17 protein-coding genes are annotated in these 15,277 nt (G+C 71.4%); all 17 read right to left on the bottom strand.

All coding sequences use genetic code 11. The features are described from left to right. A partial coding sequence (locus tag BN1056_RS14735) for a magnesium chelatase domain-containing protein (RefSeq protein ID WP_280516456.1) occupies nt 1–533 on the bottom strand: 533 nt, incomplete at its 3' end. Nucleotide 534: 1 nt separating this feature from the next. Then, entirely contained in the window at nt 535–945 is a 411-nt protein-coding gene (locus BN1056_RS08880) for a YraN family protein (RefSeq protein ID WP_210580473.1), read from the bottom strand. Nucleotides 946–1,088: 143 nt separating this feature from the next. Then, nucleotides 1,089–1,394: a DUF2469 domain-containing protein gene (locus BN1056_RS08875; protein ID WP_073332911.1), complete on the bottom strand. Its 306-nt coding sequence runs from the start codon at nt 1,392–1,394 to the stop codon at nt 1,089–1,091. Nucleotides 1,395–1,401: 7 nt separating this feature from the next. After that, nucleotides 1,402–2,274, bottom strand: coding sequence for a ribonuclease HII (locus BN1056_RS08870; protein ID WP_425306117.1), 873 nt, complete (start codon nt 2,272–2,274; stop codon nt 1,402–1,404). Further along, nucleotides 2,271–3,104, bottom strand: coding sequence for a signal peptidase I (lepB, locus tag BN1056_RS08865; protein WP_210580472.1), 834 nt, complete (start codon nt 3,102–3,104; stop codon nt 2,271–2,273). The genes BN1056_RS08870 and lepB overlap by 4 nt, the downstream gene beginning before the upstream one ends. Before the next feature lie 112 nt (nt 3,105–3,216). Then, entirely contained in the window at nt 3,217–3,567 is a 351-nt protein-coding gene (rplS, locus tag BN1056_RS08860; protein ID WP_073332903.1) for a 50S ribosomal protein L19, read from the bottom strand. A gap of 269 nt (nt 3,568–3,836) precedes the next feature. Continuing rightward, nucleotides 3,837–5,324 (bottom strand): tRNA (guanosine(37)-N1)-methyltransferase TrmD, encoded by a 1,488-nt coding sequence (trmD, locus tag BN1056_RS08855; protein WP_210580520.1) that lies wholly within the window; start codon nt 5,322–5,324, stop codon nt 3,837–3,839. Nucleotides 5,325–5,383: 59 nt separating this feature from the next. Then, a complete protein-coding gene (gene rimM / locus BN1056_RS08850) occupies nt 5,384–5,938 on the bottom strand; it encodes a ribosome maturation factor RimM (protein WP_210580471.1) in 555 nt (184 codons plus the stop codon). A gap of 466 nt (nt 5,939–6,404) precedes the next feature. Then, nucleotides 6,405–6,641 (bottom strand): RNA-binding protein, encoded by a 237-nt coding sequence (locus tag BN1056_RS08845; RefSeq protein ID WP_108967793.1) that lies wholly within the window; start codon nt 6,639–6,641, stop codon nt 6,405–6,407. 1 nt (nt 6,642) lies between these two features. Continuing rightward, the gene (gene rpsP / locus BN1056_RS08840; protein WP_210580470.1) at nt 6,643–7,086 is read right to left on the bottom strand and encodes a 30S ribosomal protein S16; all 444 of its coding nucleotides are present in this window, start codon (nt 7,084–7,086) and stop codon (nt 6,643–6,645) included. Nucleotides 7,087–7,387: 301 nt separating this feature from the next. After that, a complete protein-coding gene (locus BN1056_RS08835; protein ID WP_210580469.1) occupies nt 7,388–8,872 on the bottom strand; it encodes an alanine/glycine:cation symporter family protein in 1,485 nt (494 codons plus the stop codon). A gap of 109 nt (nt 8,873–8,981) precedes the next feature. Beyond that, nucleotides 8,982–10,682 (bottom strand): signal recognition particle protein, encoded by a 1,701-nt coding sequence (gene ffh, locus BN1056_RS08830; protein ID WP_210580519.1) that lies wholly within the window; start codon nt 10,680–10,682, stop codon nt 8,982–8,984. A gap of 161 nt (nt 10,683–10,843) precedes the next feature. Then, nucleotides 10,844–11,191, bottom strand: coding sequence for a P-II family nitrogen regulator (locus tag BN1056_RS08825; protein WP_210580468.1), 348 nt, complete (start codon nt 11,189–11,191; stop codon nt 10,844–10,846). A 3-nt stretch (nt 11,192–11,194) separates the two neighbouring features. Then, entirely contained in the window at nt 11,195–12,517 is a 1,323-nt protein-coding gene (locus BN1056_RS08820; RefSeq protein WP_210580467.1) for an ammonium transporter, read from the bottom strand. A 125-nt stretch (nt 12,518–12,642) separates the two neighbouring features. Beyond that, nucleotides 12,643–13,830: a signal recognition particle-docking protein FtsY gene (gene ftsY, locus BN1056_RS08815; protein ID WP_210580466.1), complete on the bottom strand. Its 1,188-nt coding sequence runs from the start codon at nt 13,828–13,830 to the stop codon at nt 12,643–12,645. Between the two features lie 72 nt (nt 13,831–13,902). Beyond that, nucleotides 13,903–14,256: a hypothetical protein gene (locus BN1056_RS08810; protein ID WP_210580464.1), complete on the bottom strand. Its 354-nt coding sequence runs from the start codon at nt 14,254–14,256 to the stop codon at nt 13,903–13,905. Nucleotides 14,257–14,390: 134 nt separating this feature from the next. After that, nucleotides 14,391–15,277, bottom strand: an 887-nt coding sequence (locus tag BN1056_RS08805; protein WP_210580463.1) for an AAA family ATPase, incomplete at its 5' end; no start/stop codon positions are given.

The following is a 15,277-nucleotide window of genomic DNA, read 5'->3' as shown; positions in this document are numbered from 1 at the left end:
CGACCGGGCAGCTTCCCGCCGTAGCGCTCCAGCAACTCGCCGATGTGACTGACGGCGATCACGTCCACGCCCGGCACCAGGGCCGCCTCCCGGCCCGCGCCGGAGGCCACCACCACCTCGGTCACGCCGGCGTCGGCGGCGGCGCGCACGGCGGGCAGGATGCCGCGGACCGGGTGGATGGAGCCATCCAGGCCGAGTTCCCCGATGTAGACGGTGCGGGCCATGTGGGCGACGGCACGAGCCGGCAGCTGGCCGCGGGCGCCCAGGACCGCGAGCGCCAGGGCCAGGTCGAAGCCGGTCCCGGTCTTGGGCAGGTCGGCCGGAGAGAGATTGACGGTCAGCCGGTGCTCGCCCCAGGTGACCCCGCAGGTGGACAGGGCGGCCCGGACGCGCTCGCGCGACTCGCGTATGGCCGCGTCCGGAAGGCCGACGAGGGTGAATCCGGGCAGCCCGTGAGCGGAGTGGGCCTCCACGTCCACCAGGTGTCCGGCCAGTCCGGTCAGGGTGACGGCAAGGGTGCGTGCCAGGCCCATTTCAAACCCCCACTCCCCGGTGGTGGCGCAGCAGGGCGGGACGACCGGCACGCAACTGAACGGAGACGACGTCGAGGCGCAGCCCCGCGTGCGGCACCGGGTGGGTGGCCGCCCACGCAGCGGCCAGAGCACGCAGGCGGGCTAGCTTACGCGCGTCGACGGCCTCCGCCGGCGGCCCGGCGACGGCGGAGGTGCGGGTCTTGACCTCCACGATCACCAGCGTGCCGAGGCCGTCGGGGTGTGGTTGCAGGGCGACGATGTCCACCTCGCCGCGCAGGCCGGGACCGGGCCGCCAGTTGCGGTCCAGGATGCGCCAGCCAGAGTCGCTCAGATAGCGGGCCGCGATGGCTTCGCCGCGCTGACCGATGAGCCGACGCGGGTCGGTCGGCGTAGTGGTTGGTGCTGGTTGCATGGGCTTGACCTCCACCACCAGCGTGCCCGTGGGGGCGTGGCGGGGCCAGCGCGCGATTTGATCTCTGTGGATTAGGGGTGCACGAACGATGCCTGTGGGATCTGGTGAATCCTCCGCGCGGTCATTTCAGGGCCGGCGGCCGGTCAGGAGGGGATGTCCATTTCCGGCTTGGTCAGCTCCTCGACATTGACGTCCTTGAAGGTGACCACGTGCACGGACTTCACGAATCGGCTGGCCCGGTAGATGTCCCACACCCAGGCGTCCTCGAGGGTCAGCTCGAAGAACACCTCGCCGCCGTTGGTGCGCACCTGCACGTCCACGGCGTTGGCCAGGTAGAAGCGGCGCTCCGTCTCGACGACATAGGAGAACAGGGAGATGACATCGCGGTACTCGCGGTACAGGTCGAGCTCCAAGTCGTTCTCATACGACTCCAGATCTTCAGCACTCACCCGTCCATCATGCCCAATGGGCGTCCCTTCCGGCAGCAGGTCCCGCGGGCGCGTCGGCCACAGCCACGGTCCGGGTCGGCGCCTGTACCGGGGCGCTGGCGCGCAGCGGCGCGGGGTCGGCCCCGGCGGCCCGGGCCGTGAAGCGATCCAGTCCGGGCAGGTGCCAGGAGCGGCGGTGCTGATCGCTGGCGCCCAGGCGGGCCAGGCCCTCGATGTGGGCCGGCGAGGTGTAGCCCTTGTTGCGGACCCAGTCGTAGCCGGGGTCGGGCAGAGCGGTCATGAGCGCGTCGCGCTCCACCTTGGCCAGAACGGATGCGGCGGCCACCACCGCGCAGTGAGCATCCGCCTTGACGGAGGTGTACACGGACGGGATGGGCCGCGCGGCGGGCGCTACTGCAACGGACGCGGCCTGCCCCACCGGTGCCACCGCAGCCGGCACCGTGGTCTGCTCGGCCGCGTCGGCTGGGACAGGGCCGGTGGGCGGGCGCAGCCAGTTCATGGTGCCGTCCAGGATGATGGCGCCGGGCAGGTGACCGCGTACGGCGACCTCGGCCAGGGCCCGCTGCCCGGCCAGTCGCAGTGCGCCGATGATGCCGAGGGCGTCGATCTCCGCAGGCGCGGCGTGACCGACGGCGTGGTCAACCACCCAGGCGCGGCAGGGCTCCACGAGCGCCTCCCGACGGCGGGGCGTGAGCTGCTTGGAGTCGGCCAGACCCGAGGGGAAGGCAGCAGGCGTGGCCCGGGAGACGACGGCCAGGCCGACGCTGACGGGTCCGGCCAGGGAGCCCCGGCCGACCTCGTCCATGCCACCGACCAGCGGATAGCGGACCAGCAGCCGCTCCTCCAGGGCGCGGTCCGGCAGGATGCGGGCGCGGGTCACGGACCGGTCCCGGCGGTGGTGCTCATGGCGGCGTCGGGAACGGCGTCGAAGGCGCCGCCGTCGTCGAGGGTCTCCAGGCGTGACAGCGGCCAGAGCACGACCTTGGCGACCCCGACCACGTCGTCCAGCGGGACGAATCCGCCGTTGGCGTCGTCCTGGTGGAAGCGGGAGTCGGCGGAGTTGGCGCGGTTGTCGCCCATCACCCACACATAGCCGTCGGGAACGGTGACGTCGAAGGCGACGTCGGAGGCGGAGCGGCCGGACTTCAGGTAGGGCTCGTGGACCTCGACGCCGTTGATGGTCAGCGACCCCCCGCCGTCGGCGACGATGCGGTCCCCGGCCACGCCGATGACGCGTTTGATCAGGTGGTGGCCGGAGTCCTCGGGCAGCAGGTGCAGGACGATGAGTGCGTCCTGGACGAAGCCCCTCAACCCGGTGGGCTCGGTGACGGTGAGCCAGTTGTCCGGGTCGGTGAATACCACGATGTCGCCGCGGTCGACGTCGTCGGCGTCGTACATGGTCACGGCCACCCGGTCGCCCTCAAGCAGGGTGTCCTCCATGGAGCCGGAGGGTATGCCGAAGGTCTGCACCACGAAGGTCTTGACCAGGGCGACGACCACCAGCACCGCGAGCACGATCAGCAGGGTGGAGCCGCGGCGGCGCGACGCGGGCTCGGCTTCGGCCCGCTCGGGTGCGGCCAATGGGGTGGGCCGGTGGACCGGCTCGTAGGAGGGGGGCAGCTCGTCCGCGCCGTCGGTGGCATCCGCGGCCGCGGGAGCGGAGGTACCGGCTTCAGGCAGGTCTTCGGCGTCTTCCTGCGGTGCGGTCACCGTTTCCCTCTCGAATAGTGGCTGGGCGGTTTCAGGGCTGGGGTCGGGTGGATGCGCCGGTGCCCGGGACCCGTGGGCCCCGGGCACCAGGGCTCGGAAGTGTTCCGGGCCGTCAGTTGGCGCGGTACTCCTTGATCTTGGCAGCCTTGCCGTGCAGGTTGCGCAGGTAGTACAGCTTGGCGCGGCGCACGTTACCGCGGGTGACGACCTCGATCTTCTCGATCGTGGGGGTGTGCAGCGGGAAGGTACGCTCCACGCCGACGCCGAAGGAGACCTTGCGGATGGTGAAGGTCTCGGAGACCCCGGATCCCTTGCGGGCGATGACGACGCCCTGGAAGACCTGGATGCGGCTGCGGGACCCCTCCACGACCTTGACGTGCACCCGCAGGGTGTCGCCGGCCCGGAAGTTGGGGATGTCGTCGCGCAGGGAGGCGGCGTCGATCTCGTCGATCAGGTTGGTCATTGATTTCTCTCCACGCCCGTGCCACTGGTCAGCGAGCGTTTAACAGGCGGCGCCGCCGGCCGGGGTGCCGGTCGGGCGACTCGTGCCGCATGCGGATGCCAGCGGGTCCTACTCCTGACCGCCTCCCCAGTGGCAGGGGCGGTCCGAGGCCCGAGGCCGGTCCAGTCTGCCACAGGGTCCGCGCCGTCAGAGGGCTCCGACGGCGCTTCGTGCCGGATTTCACGCCCGCCGGCTGCGCGGTGCGCCTCCCGCCGGCGTCCAAGTACCGTCTACGCGACCGTCTCCTGCGGGTTAAGGACCATGACGACGTCGCGGCAGCGCTCCCCGCCGACCTCGTAAGTGCGCGTACCGACCTTGCGGAAGCCGGCGCGCCGGTAGGCCTTCTGGGCGCGGCGATTGGCGTCATTGGTACCCAACCACAGCGCGGTGACCCCCATGGTGGCGGCATCACAGACCGCCTCTGCCAGCAGGGTCGGGGCGATGCCGGAGGCGCGCAGGCGGGCGTCGACGTACACCTTGGACAGTTCCGCAGCCAGCCCGCCGACGCCGTCGGGGCCGGTCGGGACGCCGACGGAGGGCGGGCGCGGGTCGAGTCCGGCGGGTAGTGCGCCGGCGGCGTCGAGGGACTCGGCGACCACCGCGCTGTAGCCCACCAAGGCGCCGGGCGGCAGCGAGGTGCCGGGGACCTCGGGGGGCGTGGGCAGGCCGTCGGGCAGCTCGGCCACGGTCAGGACCACGCGCGGGTCCGCCAGCCAGGTGGCCAGGCGCTGGGGGGAAAGATTCACGGCAATGTGGGCGGCGATCTGTTCGCTCGTCAGGAAGCTGGGGCAGGCGTCGGGGAAGGTGCGCGCGGCCAGGTCCGCGAGCGCGGGCAGATCCGCTTCCAGCGCGGGACGCACCACCAACGGCACCGGGTGTGCGGCTCCGGCCGGCGCGACCCAGCCGTTGCGGGTAAGGGCGGCGCGGTCGCCGGCGTCCAAGCGGGCCGGGTCCAGTCGGGCCATCAGGTCGGGGCGGCGCACGGCGGTGCGGGACACCGCCTGGTCACGCCGATGACGATCGATGCGGGCGTGGTCGCCCGACAGGAGCACCGGCTCGGTGGCGGCGAGGTCCAGGCCGCGCCAGGCCACGGGGCGGGTGTAGACGGGGTACTCCAGCAGGCCGGCGCCCGTGTGGGACTCCTCCACTATCGACTCGGGATTGCCCAGCACACCGGGGCGCAGGCGGGCGATGGCCTCGATCATGACCAGGACAGCGGCTTCCCCGCCGTTGAGCACGTAGTCGCCGATGGAGAGCTCATGCACCTCCACGCCGGACGCCGCGTAGTGCTCGGCCACGCGGGCGTCGATGCCCTCGTAGCGGCCGCAGGCGAAGACGAGCTGGTCGGCGCCCGCCAGGTTCTCGGCGGTGCGCTGGGTGAACAGTTCACCGGAGGGGGTGGGGATCACCAGCACGCGCCGGGGGGCGGGCAGGCTCGCGGCCTCTGCGGGCTCCGCGCACTCAGCGCTGGCCGGGGCGGCGGGCAGGGGGGCGGCCAGCACGTTGTCGAGGGCGGCGCCCCACACGTCGGGTTTCATCACCATGCCGGCGCCACCGCCGATGGGAGTGTCGTCCACGGTGCGGTGGCGGTCGTGGGTCCAGTCGCGCAGGTCGTGGACGCGCAGGTCCAGCAGCCCGTCGGCGTGGGCTCGTCCGATCAGGGACAGGTCGAGCACGCGCAGGTAGTCGGGGAAGATCGTCACCACGTCCAGGCGCAGGGGCCCGGAGGCGGACGCCGGGGACGGCGCCGCGGCGGCCCCGGTCTGGTCCAAGCGGTTCACCGGGCCTCCTCCGCCTCGCCCAGGCCGGGGAACAGGCCGCCGGGCGGGTCGATGGTGACGGTGCCGGCGTCGGGGTCGATCTCGGGGACGAGTTGCTCGACGAAGGGGACGGACACCTCCTGTCCGTCGGGGGTACACACCAACAGGCGGTCCTGGGCGACACCCGGCTCCAGGCCGCTCACCTCCCCCAGCTCCTGGGTGCTGCCGTCCGCCAGCACCCGGATGGCCCGCAGGCCGATCAGCTCGTGGGCGTACCAGGCGTCGTCGTCCTCCGCTTCCTCGGCGTCCGTCTCCACCAGCAGCTTCACCCCGCGCAGGGCCTCGGCGGCGGTGCGGTCCGGGGCCTCGACGAAGGCGGCGTACCAGCGGGTGCCGTCGAAGCGCAGCCGGGAGACGGTCAGGTGTCCAGCGGCAGCGGGGCCGGTGGCGGGATCGACGGGCAGCACACTGCCGGGGGCTAGCCGGCCCTCGGGATCGTCGGTGCGGATTTCGAGGCGCACCTCGCCCTTGAGGGCGTGGGCGGGGCCGATGACGGCGACGGTTAGCAGCACGCGCCCAAACCTACCGTGCGCGTCACCATCGCAGGCGCCACCGTGCGCGTCACCACCGCAAGCTCGCAGTAGGCGCTAGCGCTGAGTGTGCGTGCCAGTTGGTCGTGGTTTGTGTGGGGTGCCGGTCCCGGCTTGATGCAGGTGGGTGATACTGCACGACCTCGGGCCGCGTTCCACGACCTTGGTGCATGTTGCACGACCTCCCCGGGGTCGTGGAAGGAGCACCAGGGTCGTGCAGTGTCGCCCAGGGTCGTGCAAAGACACGACCCCTGCACGCCGCCGGGCAAAAGCACACGTCCGCGCCGACAACCCGACCTAAAGCAACACGTTCACGCCGATAACCCGACCTCACGCCAATCCCCCACGTCCGAGTTATCGAGTTATCGGCGGACACGGTCGAAAACGCCGCCGCCCGCATCCCGGGGTGGGATGCGGGCGGCGGCGTAGGTGAGACTTCGCGCCGGTGTCAGCGGCGGTCGGTGTCCACGACGTCCACGCGCACCGGCGAGTCGGCCAGCGCGCCGACGACCGTGCGCAGGGCACGGGCGGTGCGACCCGACCGGCCGATCACGCGGCCGAGGTCGTCGGGGTTGACCCGGACCTCCAACAGGTCGCCGCGGCGCAGCGTGCGGGCGGTGACGGTGACGTCGTCGGGGTTGTCGACGATGCCGCGCACGAGGTGTTCGAGTGCGTCGGCAAGCACGTCAGGCCTCCTCGGCGGGGGCCTCGGTCGGCTCCTCGTCCGCTGCGGCTGCCTGGGCCTCGGCCTGCTTGACGGCGGCGTCGGCCTTGCGCTTCTCGGCGTCGTCGGCAACGGCCTTGACGGCGGCCTGCTTGGCGGCGGCCTCCGCCTCGGCGTCCTTGACCTTCAGGCGGGGCGTAACGCCCTTCAGGCCCTTAAAGGTGTGATAGTCGCCGGTGATCTTGAGCAGGTTGAAGACGGCGTTGGAGGGCTGTGCGCCTACGCCGAGCCAGTACTGGGCCCGCTCAGAGTCGATGCGGATGAGCGAGGGCTCCTGCATCGGGTCGTAAACGCCGATCTCCTCGATGACACGGCCATCGCGCTTCTTACGGGAGTCGACGACGACCACCCGGTAGAAGGGTGCGAACTTCTTGCCGAGGCGCTTGAGGCGAATCTTGACTGCCACTTGGAAAAAACTCCTGGTTCTCGATGGTTTGGCCCATGCCGATTCCCGGTGGGGTTACAGCAACGGGGGCCGGTTAGGGCCGAGACGCGATCGCACCGGGAGAGGGACCGGGAACGGTCGAGTACAGCCGTGCATTCTGCCAGAGCGACGCCGCCGCATGCCAGCCGTGGGACGCCCGCGCCGCGCGGATTCGGTGCGAGATCGCCCACAGAGCACGCCGCGGTCCGCCACTCCCCCGACCCGAGCGGTCCCGCTTACGGCGCGGCGGCGTCTCCCGCACGGCGGCGGCACCGGGACCGGTTCAGATCTCCTCGTGGAGGCTGTCCTGTCGCAGAATGGCCCGGTCGGCGGTCCAGACGTCGCCGTCGAGCTCACCGGGCAGCAACGGGTTGCCGGAGGCGATGAACACCGGCTCGGCCACGCCGTCGCGCCGCTGGGCGTCGTAGTCCCTCAGCGTGGCCACCACCCAGCCGGACAGCCACAGCACGGCCACCAGGTTCAGGATCGTCATCAGCGCCAGGGCCACATCCGCCATCACCCAGGCCAGATCCAGGGTGACCAGCGCACCCAACCCGGTGGCGACCGTCATGGCCAGACGCAGAGCAACGCCGGCCTGTTGCCCGCCACCGAGGTAGCTGACGTTGATCTCGGCGAAGGCGGAGTAGCCCAGCACCGAGGAGTAAGCGAAGGTGAGCACCACGAAGCTCATGAACCACAGGACCCAGTTGCCGGGGACGGCGTCGGCCAGGGCATGCTGGACCAGGGTGGTCTCCGCCCACTGCGGCTCCACCCCGGGGGTGTAGACGGCAGGGGAGGAAAGCAGGATGGTCAGCCCGGTGGCGGTACAGATCAGCAGGGTGTCCACGCACACGCCCAGCGCCTGAATCAGCCCCTGAGTGACCGGGTGGGCGACGTCGGCGGTGGCGGCGCCATTCGGGGAGGAGCCCTGGCCGGCCTCATTGGAGAACAGGCCGCGCTTGGTCCCGTTGAGGAAGGTGGCGAAGATCCCGCCGCCGGTGCCGGCCAGGCCGGAGCGCAGGTTGAAAGCGCCGGCGAAGATGTCGGCGAATACGCCCGGGACCCGGTCAATGGACACGACGATCACCACGCACACCACCGCCAGGTAGGCCACGGCCATCAGCGGCACCAGCCACTCGGTCACCTTCGCCACCGCGCGCATGCCGGCCAGGAGGATCGGCGCGGTCAGCGCCATGAGCACGATCGCCGTGACCGGCGTGCTCACGCCGTGCGCCTCATGCAGGGTCAGGGCGATGGTGTTGGACTGCACCATCGGGAAGATGAGCCCGTAGGAGAACACCAGCATGACGGCGAACGCCACACCCATGTAGCGGCCCAGGCCACCGCCGATGCCGCGCTGCATGTAGTAGGCGGGGCCGCCGCGGAAGATGCCGTCGACGTTGCGGACCTTGAACACCTGGGCGAGGGTCGACTCGGCGAAGCTGGTGGCCATGCCGAGGATCGCCACCACCCACATCCACAGCAGGGCGCCCGGCCCGCCGAAGGTGACGGCCAGGGCCACGCCGGCGATGTTGCCGGTGCCCACGCGCCCGCCCAGGCCGATCACGAAGGCCTGGAAGCTGGACAGGGAGCCGCGCTGGTGGCGGGAGTGGGCGACCAGCCGCAGGGCGCGGACGAACAGGCGCAGCTGGACGGCGCGGGTGCGCACGGTCAGGTACAGGCCGGTTCCCAGGAGGATCCAGACCAGAATATTGCCGGAGACGAAGCCCTCGAAACTGGACAGGGCTTCGGTGAGTGCAGCGGACACGGTTGTTTCCGTCCGTCGGGGATGGCGGGGCGAGGGTGAGGCTACCCCAGTCGGCGGCTGCGGGGCGCCTGCGGACGCAGGGCGGACGGCGCCGCCGGGGCAGCGCCGCTCAGCCCAGGCCCAGGTGACGACGCAGGTCCTCCGGCAGGGCGGCCATGGCGTCGGCCACCTCGTCGCCACTCGACTGCGGCTGGGGCTGTGAGGCGGTTGCCGCCCCCTGCCCCGGCATGATGCCGTAGCTGGGGGCCGCCGCGGCGGGCTGTCCCAGCCCGAAGGCGGAGCCGGCCGGGGCGGGCGCGGGGGTCTCCACGGCGCCGTCGGCCCTCTGGGCGCGGGCGGCGGCCGCCTCACGCGCCTGCCGGGCGGCCTTGGCGGGGTTGCCGGAGCGCCCCTTCTTGCCTCCCTTGCGCTTCTTGCCCTTGGGAGCCTGCCGGGCCTTGGCCCGCTTGCCGGTGGAGGGCAGCGAACCCATGCCCGGGATGCCGCCGGGACCGCCCAGAGCACCGGGGCCGCCGGCCGTCATGGCTTCCATCATCTTCTTGGCGGCCTCGAAGCGGCTGACCAGTTCGTTGACGGCCTGCACGGTGGTGCCCGAGCCCTTGGCGATGCGGGAGCGGCGCGAGCCGTTGAGGATCGACAGGTCCCGGCGCTCGGCGGGGGTCATGGAGCAGACGATCGCCTCGATGCGGTCGACCTCCCGCTCGTCGAAGTTCTCCAGGGCCTCGCGCATCTGCCCCATGCCGGGCATCATGCCCAGCAGCTTCTTCATCGACCCCATCTTGCGCAGCTGGCGCAACTGGGACAGGAAGTCGTCCAGGGTGAAGGTGCCGGAGGCGAGCTTGGCGGCGGCGTCCTCCGCCTCCTTCTCGTCGAAGGCCCGCTCGGCCTGCTCGATCAGGGTGAGCAGGTCACCCATGTCCAGGATGCGGGAGGCCATGCGGTCGGCGTGGAAGCGCTCGAAGTCGTCCAGGCCCTCGCCGGTGGAGGAGAACAGGACGGGGGCCCCGGTCACCCCGCGCACGGACAGGGCGGCACCGCCGCGGGCATCGCCGTCGAGCTTGGACAGCACCACGCCGGTGAAGCCGACCCCGTCGCGGAAGGCGACGGAGGTGTTGACGGCGTCCTGACCGACCATGGCGTCCAGGACGAACAAGATCTCGTTGGGGCTGACCGCGTCGCGGATGCGGATGGCCTGGTCCATCATCTCCGCGTCGACGCCCAGGCGGCCGGCGGTGTCGATGACGACGACGTCGTAGCCGTTTGCCCGCCCCTGTTCGACGCCGCTGCGGGCCACCGCCACCGGGTCGCCCACGCCATTGCCGGGCTCGGGGGCCCACACGTCCACGCCGGCGCGCTCGGCCACCACGCTCAGCTGGGTGACCGCGTTGGGGCGCTGCAGGTCGGAGGCGACCAGCAGGGTGCGCTTGCCCTGCTGCTTCAGCCAGCGGCCGAGCTTGCCCGCCAGGGTGGTCTTGCCGGCGCCCTGCAGACCGGCGAGCATGATGACGGTGGGGCCGCGGTCCGCCCAGTTGAGCTCGCGGGATTCGCCACCGAGCACCTCGATCAGTTCGTCATTGACGATGCGGACGACCTGCTGGGCCGGGTTCAGGGCCTGCGAGCGGGCGGCGTCCTTGGCCTTCTCCCGCACGGCGGCGGTGAAGGAGCGCACCACCGGCAGGGCGACGTCGGCCTCGAGGAGGGCGCGGCGGATCTCGGAGACGGTGGCGTCCACGTCCGCTTCGCTCAGGCGGCCCTTGCCGCGCAGCGAGTTGAACGAGGCGGTGAGCCGGTCGGAGAGGTTGCCGAACACGCGGGGTCCTTCCTTGGCGCCGGGGCGCAGGTGGTTGGAGGATCGGATGGTGCGCGCCGACGCCGGAGCACGGCGCACGCTTCACGTCAGGATAGCGGGGAGGGCCCGCGCCGTCCCACCCAAGGGGACGTGCGGGCCCTCACGGCGATGGCCGGGCGACGTCAGATCGCGGCCTCGCCGCGCTCACCGGTGCGCACCCGGACCACCTCCTCCACATCGGTCGCCCAGATCTTGCCGTCGCCGAGCGCACCACCACCGCTGGAGCGGGCAGCGCCGGAGATGGCGCCGATGATGGCTTCTACCTGCGCATCGGTGGTGAGGATCTCCAGGCGGAGCTTGGGCACATAGTCCACCTGGTACTCGGCGCCGCGGTAAACCTCCGTGTGTCCCTTCTGCCTGCCCGCGCCCTGGGCCTCGGAGATGGTCACGCCGCTGCTGCCTGCCAGTTCCAGCGCCAAGATGACGGCGTCGAGCCGGTAGGGCTGGATGATTGCGGTGACGAGTTTCATGGCTCAGGCCTCCTCGGCTGCGGCGGTAACGGGACGCTGCTCCTGGCGGGCGACGACGGTGGCCAGGCGGCCGGCGGTAAGCGACTCGTAGGCGGACTCGTAGTGCTCCGCCTTGTCGGCCCCCAGGTGCTCCGCGTCGGCGGACAGCCGCCAGCCGCCCGGGGTGCGGGAGACGATGAACCAGCACAGGGTGGTGGTCATCAGGCTGAACCCGACGGCGACGAGGGCGACCAGCACCTGGACGACCAGCTGGGCGGGGCCGTGCCCGTACAGCAGCCCGGTGTCCGCGGAGAGGAAGCCGACCAGGACCGTGCCCGTGAGCCCGCCGACCAGGTGGACACCGACGACGTCGAGCGCGTCGTCGTAGCCGAAGCGGTACTTCAGGCCCACGGCCATGGCGCACAGGGCGCCGCAGATCGCGCCGAGCACCAGCGCGCCCACGGGAGTGACGGAGCCGGCGGCCGGGGTGATGCCGACCAGGCCCGCGACGACACCGGAGGCCGCCCCCAGGCTGGTGGCGTGTCCATCGCGCAGGCGCTCGACCAGCAGCCAGCCGAGGACGGCGGCGCAGGTGGCCGCGGAGGTGTTGACCCAGGCCAGGCCGGCCAGGCCGTCCGCGGTGAAGGCGCTGCCGGCGTTGAAGCCGAACCAGCCGATCCACAGCAGGCCGGCGCCGAGCATGGTCAGGGGCAGGTTGTGCGGCCGCATGGGCATGCGCCCGAAGCCGCGGCGCCTTCCGATCAGCACCGCCAGGACGAAGCCGGCGACGCCGGCGTTGATGTGGACCACGGTGCCGCCGGCGAAATCGATGGGCTCGGCGATGGGGGCGAACCAGCCGTCGCCGGAGAGGGCGCCACCGCCCCAAACCATGTGGGCCATGGGGAAGTAGGACAGGGTCACCCACAGCGGCACGAAGGTCATCCAGGCGCCGAAGCGGGTGCGGTCGGCGATGGCGCCGGAGATCAGGGCGACCGTGATCACCGCGAAGGTCATCTGGAAGGCGACCCCGACGATCACGGGCACGCCGTAGTCGTCGAGCAGGAACTGGCCGGATGAGTCGGTGATGGCGCCGTGCAGGCCGAGTTGGTCGAACGGGTTGGCCAGTATGCCAGCGATGTCGGTGCCGCCGTAGGACATGGACCAGCCGTACAGGATGTACAGGACGCCGACGACGGCGGTGCCGCCGAAGGACATCATCATCATGTTCAGGACCGACTTGGATCGGCTCATGCCGCCGTAGAAGAGCGCGAGCGCGGGAATGGTCATGAGCAGCACGAGCGAGGCGCTCACCAGCATCCAGGCCGTGGCTCCGGTGTCGAGGACCATGAGATCTCTCCCTTCAGTGTGCGAGGGGTTCGCACAGGAGGGAGCCAATCAGGGACGCGTTCGCCGCCGGTGACGCGCCGGTGACGCCCGCATGTCAACGCCTTGCAGGGTGTTGCAGCAGTGTTTCAGGCGAGCAGGGCGTCTACGAAGCCCTCGGGGTCGAAGGGCGCCAGGTCGTCCGCGCCCTCGCCGAGCCCGACGAGCTTGACGGGCACACCCAGCTCCCGCTGCACGGTGACGACGATGCCGCCCTTGGCGGTGCCATCGAGCTTGGTCAGCACGATGCCGGTGATGCCGACCGCCTCGGAGAAGACCTGCGCCTGGCGCATGCCGTTCTGCCCGGTGGTGGCGTCCAGCACCAGCAGCACCTCGCCGACGGGGGCGACCTTCTCCATGACCCGCTTGATCTTGCCGAGTTCGTCCATGAGTCCGGCCTTGTTCTGCAGGCGGCCGGCGGTGTCCACGAGCACCACGTCCACGCCGTCGCGGGCGGCCGCGCGGGTGGCGTCGTAGGCGACGGAGGCGGGGTCGGCGCCCTCCCGTTCGGAGCGGACGACCTCGACGCCGACGCGCTCGCCCCAGGTGGTCAACTGGTCGGCGGCGGCGGCGCGGAAGGTGTCGGCGGCACCCATGACGGCCGTCCTGCCATCGGCGACGAGCACCCGGGCCAGTTTGCCGCAGGTGGTGGTCTTGCCGGTGCCGTTGACGCCGACCATGAGCACGGCGGCGGCCGGCTCGCCGTCGGCGGCGTTCCAGCCCGCGGCAGGGGCGGGCTTGGCCAGGTTCAGGGAGCGGTCCATGGACGGATCGACCAGCTTCAGCAGTTCTTCGCGCAGCACCCCCCGGATGGCGGCGGGGTCGGAGGTGTCCAGGACCTTCGCCTGGGTGCGCAGCTCGTCCATCAAGGAGGTGGTGACCTCGATGCCGAGGTCCGAGGTGAGCAGGGTGTCCTCGATCTCCTCCCAGTCGGCCTCGGTGAGGTCTCCACGGGACATGACGGCGAGGATGGCCCGGCCGAATCCGCCGGCGCCGGCCAGGCGCGAGCGCAGGCGCTGCATGCGGCCGGGGATGGACTCGGGGCGCTCCAGGGTGGCGGGCGCGGCCGCCTCCGGCGTCGGCCCGGCCGGGGTCTCCGCTTCGGCGGGGGCCTGCTCCTGCGGCGGGGCGAGCAGGATGTCGTCGGCGCTGGTGGGCTTGTGGGCGCTGACCTCCGGCGGCACCTCTCCGCCGCGGTTGCGCCCCGCGTAGAACCAGATACCGCCGGCGACGGCGAGTACGACGACGACGATGAGGACGATCAGCAAGGGATCCATGATCCCATCATGCCTGATCGCCTACGGGGGCCGGCAAGTGCGTGCGCCCGACGCCGGGCGCCGGCAGGGGCGCTAGTGCTGCGCCGCCGTCTCCCGGGTGCGGCGGGCCGCGGCGGCGTCCTTGTTGCGACGCACCTCGGCGGCCTTGGACTCGGCCGTGTCCATGGCCCTCTCGACCACGTCCACGAGTCCGGAGAAGGACTCGGTGCCCACGTATACGGCGGAGTCGTCCCGGGTCATGAGGTCCTCAAGGCGGGCGTCCTGCGGCACCACCTTGACGGGCTCCTCCTTCTCACGGGCCACCCCCGCCAGGTCACGCAGCCGGTCGCGCCAGGTGGCGACCGGGTAGCGCTCGGCGACGACCAGGCCGAGCACGATCAAGGCGGCGACGAGGACGACGGCGAGGGGGAAGATCATGGAGCCCATGGGCATAATTGTGCCTTCCGTTTGTCACAATGCCGCCAAGGTGGGCGCGCTGTGTCGCCCACCGGACAGCGCCGTGTTGGTCACAGTCGGTCACGGTTGCCCGCGCCGACTGCTCGCCCACATGCTGGCCCCGGCTACTGGGCGGCGGATGAGAGCCGCTGGGAAACCGCCTGAGTGACGCCGTCGCGCATGGTGATGCCGTACAGGGCGTCGGCGATCTCCATGGTGCGCTTCTGGTGGGTGATGATGATCAGCTGACTGGAGGCGCGCAACTCGGTGAAGATGTCCAGCAGCCGCCCCAGGTTGGTGTCATCCAGGGCCGCCTCCACCTCATCCATGACGTAGAACGGCGAGGGCCGGGCCCGGAAGATCGCGACCAGCAGCGCCACGGCGGCCAGCGAGCGCTCCCCACCGGACAGCAGCGACAGGCGCTTGACCTTCTTGCCGGCGGGCCGGGCCTCAATGTCGATGCCGGTGGTGAGCATGTCATCGGGGTCGGTGAGCACCAGGCGCCCCTCTCCGCCGGGGAAGAGCCGGTCGAAGACGATCGCGAACTCGCGGGCGGTGTCCGCGTAGGCCTGAGTGAACACCTCCTGCACGCGCTGGTCCACGTCTTCAACGATGCGCATTAGGTCGGCGCGGGACTGCTTGAGATCGGCGAGCTGCTCGGCCAGGAAGCGGTGGCGCTCCTCCAGAGCCGCGTGCTCCTCCAGGGCCAGCGGGTTGACCTTACCCAGCCGCGCCAGGTCCCGGTTCGCCCGCGCCAGCCGCTTCTCCTGCTCGGCGCGCGCATAGGGCCGACCGGTCGGGTGCGCGGCGGGCTCGAACCGCCCCGTCCGGGTGTTCTCCTGCGCGGCGGGCGCGGCGGCGGCGCCGTCCCGGTCGGCAGCGGCCTCGGCGGCGGCTTCCGCCTCCGCATCCGGCACGAGCATGTGGGGACCGAACTCCTCCACCAAGGGGTCCAGCTCCAGGCCAAGCTCGTTCATGGCGCGCTCGGCCAGGTTCTCCAGGCGCAGCTTCT

It is taken from the genome of Actinomyces succiniciruminis, from assembly GCF_900002405.1.
Lineage (GTDB): Bacteria > Actinomycetota > Actinomycetes > Actinomycetales > Actinomycetaceae > Actinomyces > Actinomyces succiniciruminis.
This window is presented reverse-complemented; position numbering and strand designations above follow the sequence as displayed.

What these genes read in the sequence shown, in the direction of transcription:
- BN1056_RS08880 (WP_210580473.1), bottom strand. Translation starts at nt 945, where the DNA reads ATGCAACCAGCACCAACCACTACGCCGACCGACCCGCGTCGGCTCATC.
- BN1056_RS08820 (WP_210580467.1), bottom strand. Translation starts at nt 12,517, where the DNA reads ATGGTCCTCGACACCGGAGCCACGGCCTGGATGCTGGTGAGCGCCTCG.
- BN1056_RS08810 (WP_210580464.1), bottom strand. Translation starts at nt 14,256, where the DNA reads ATGGGCTCCATGATCTTCCCCCTCGCCGTCGTCCTCGTCGCCGCCTTG.
- ftsY (WP_210580466.1), bottom strand. Translation starts at nt 13,830, where the DNA reads ATGGATCCCTTGCTGATCGTCCTCATCGTCGTCGTCGTACTCGCCGTC.
- rplS (WP_073332903.1), bottom strand. Translation starts at nt 3,567, where the DNA reads ATGACCAACCTGATCGACGAGATCGACGCCGCCTCCCTGCGCGACGAC.
- BN1056_RS08825 (WP_210580468.1), bottom strand. Translation starts at nt 11,191, where the DNA reads ATGAAACTCGTCACCGCAATCATCCAGCCCTACCGGCTCGACGCCGTC.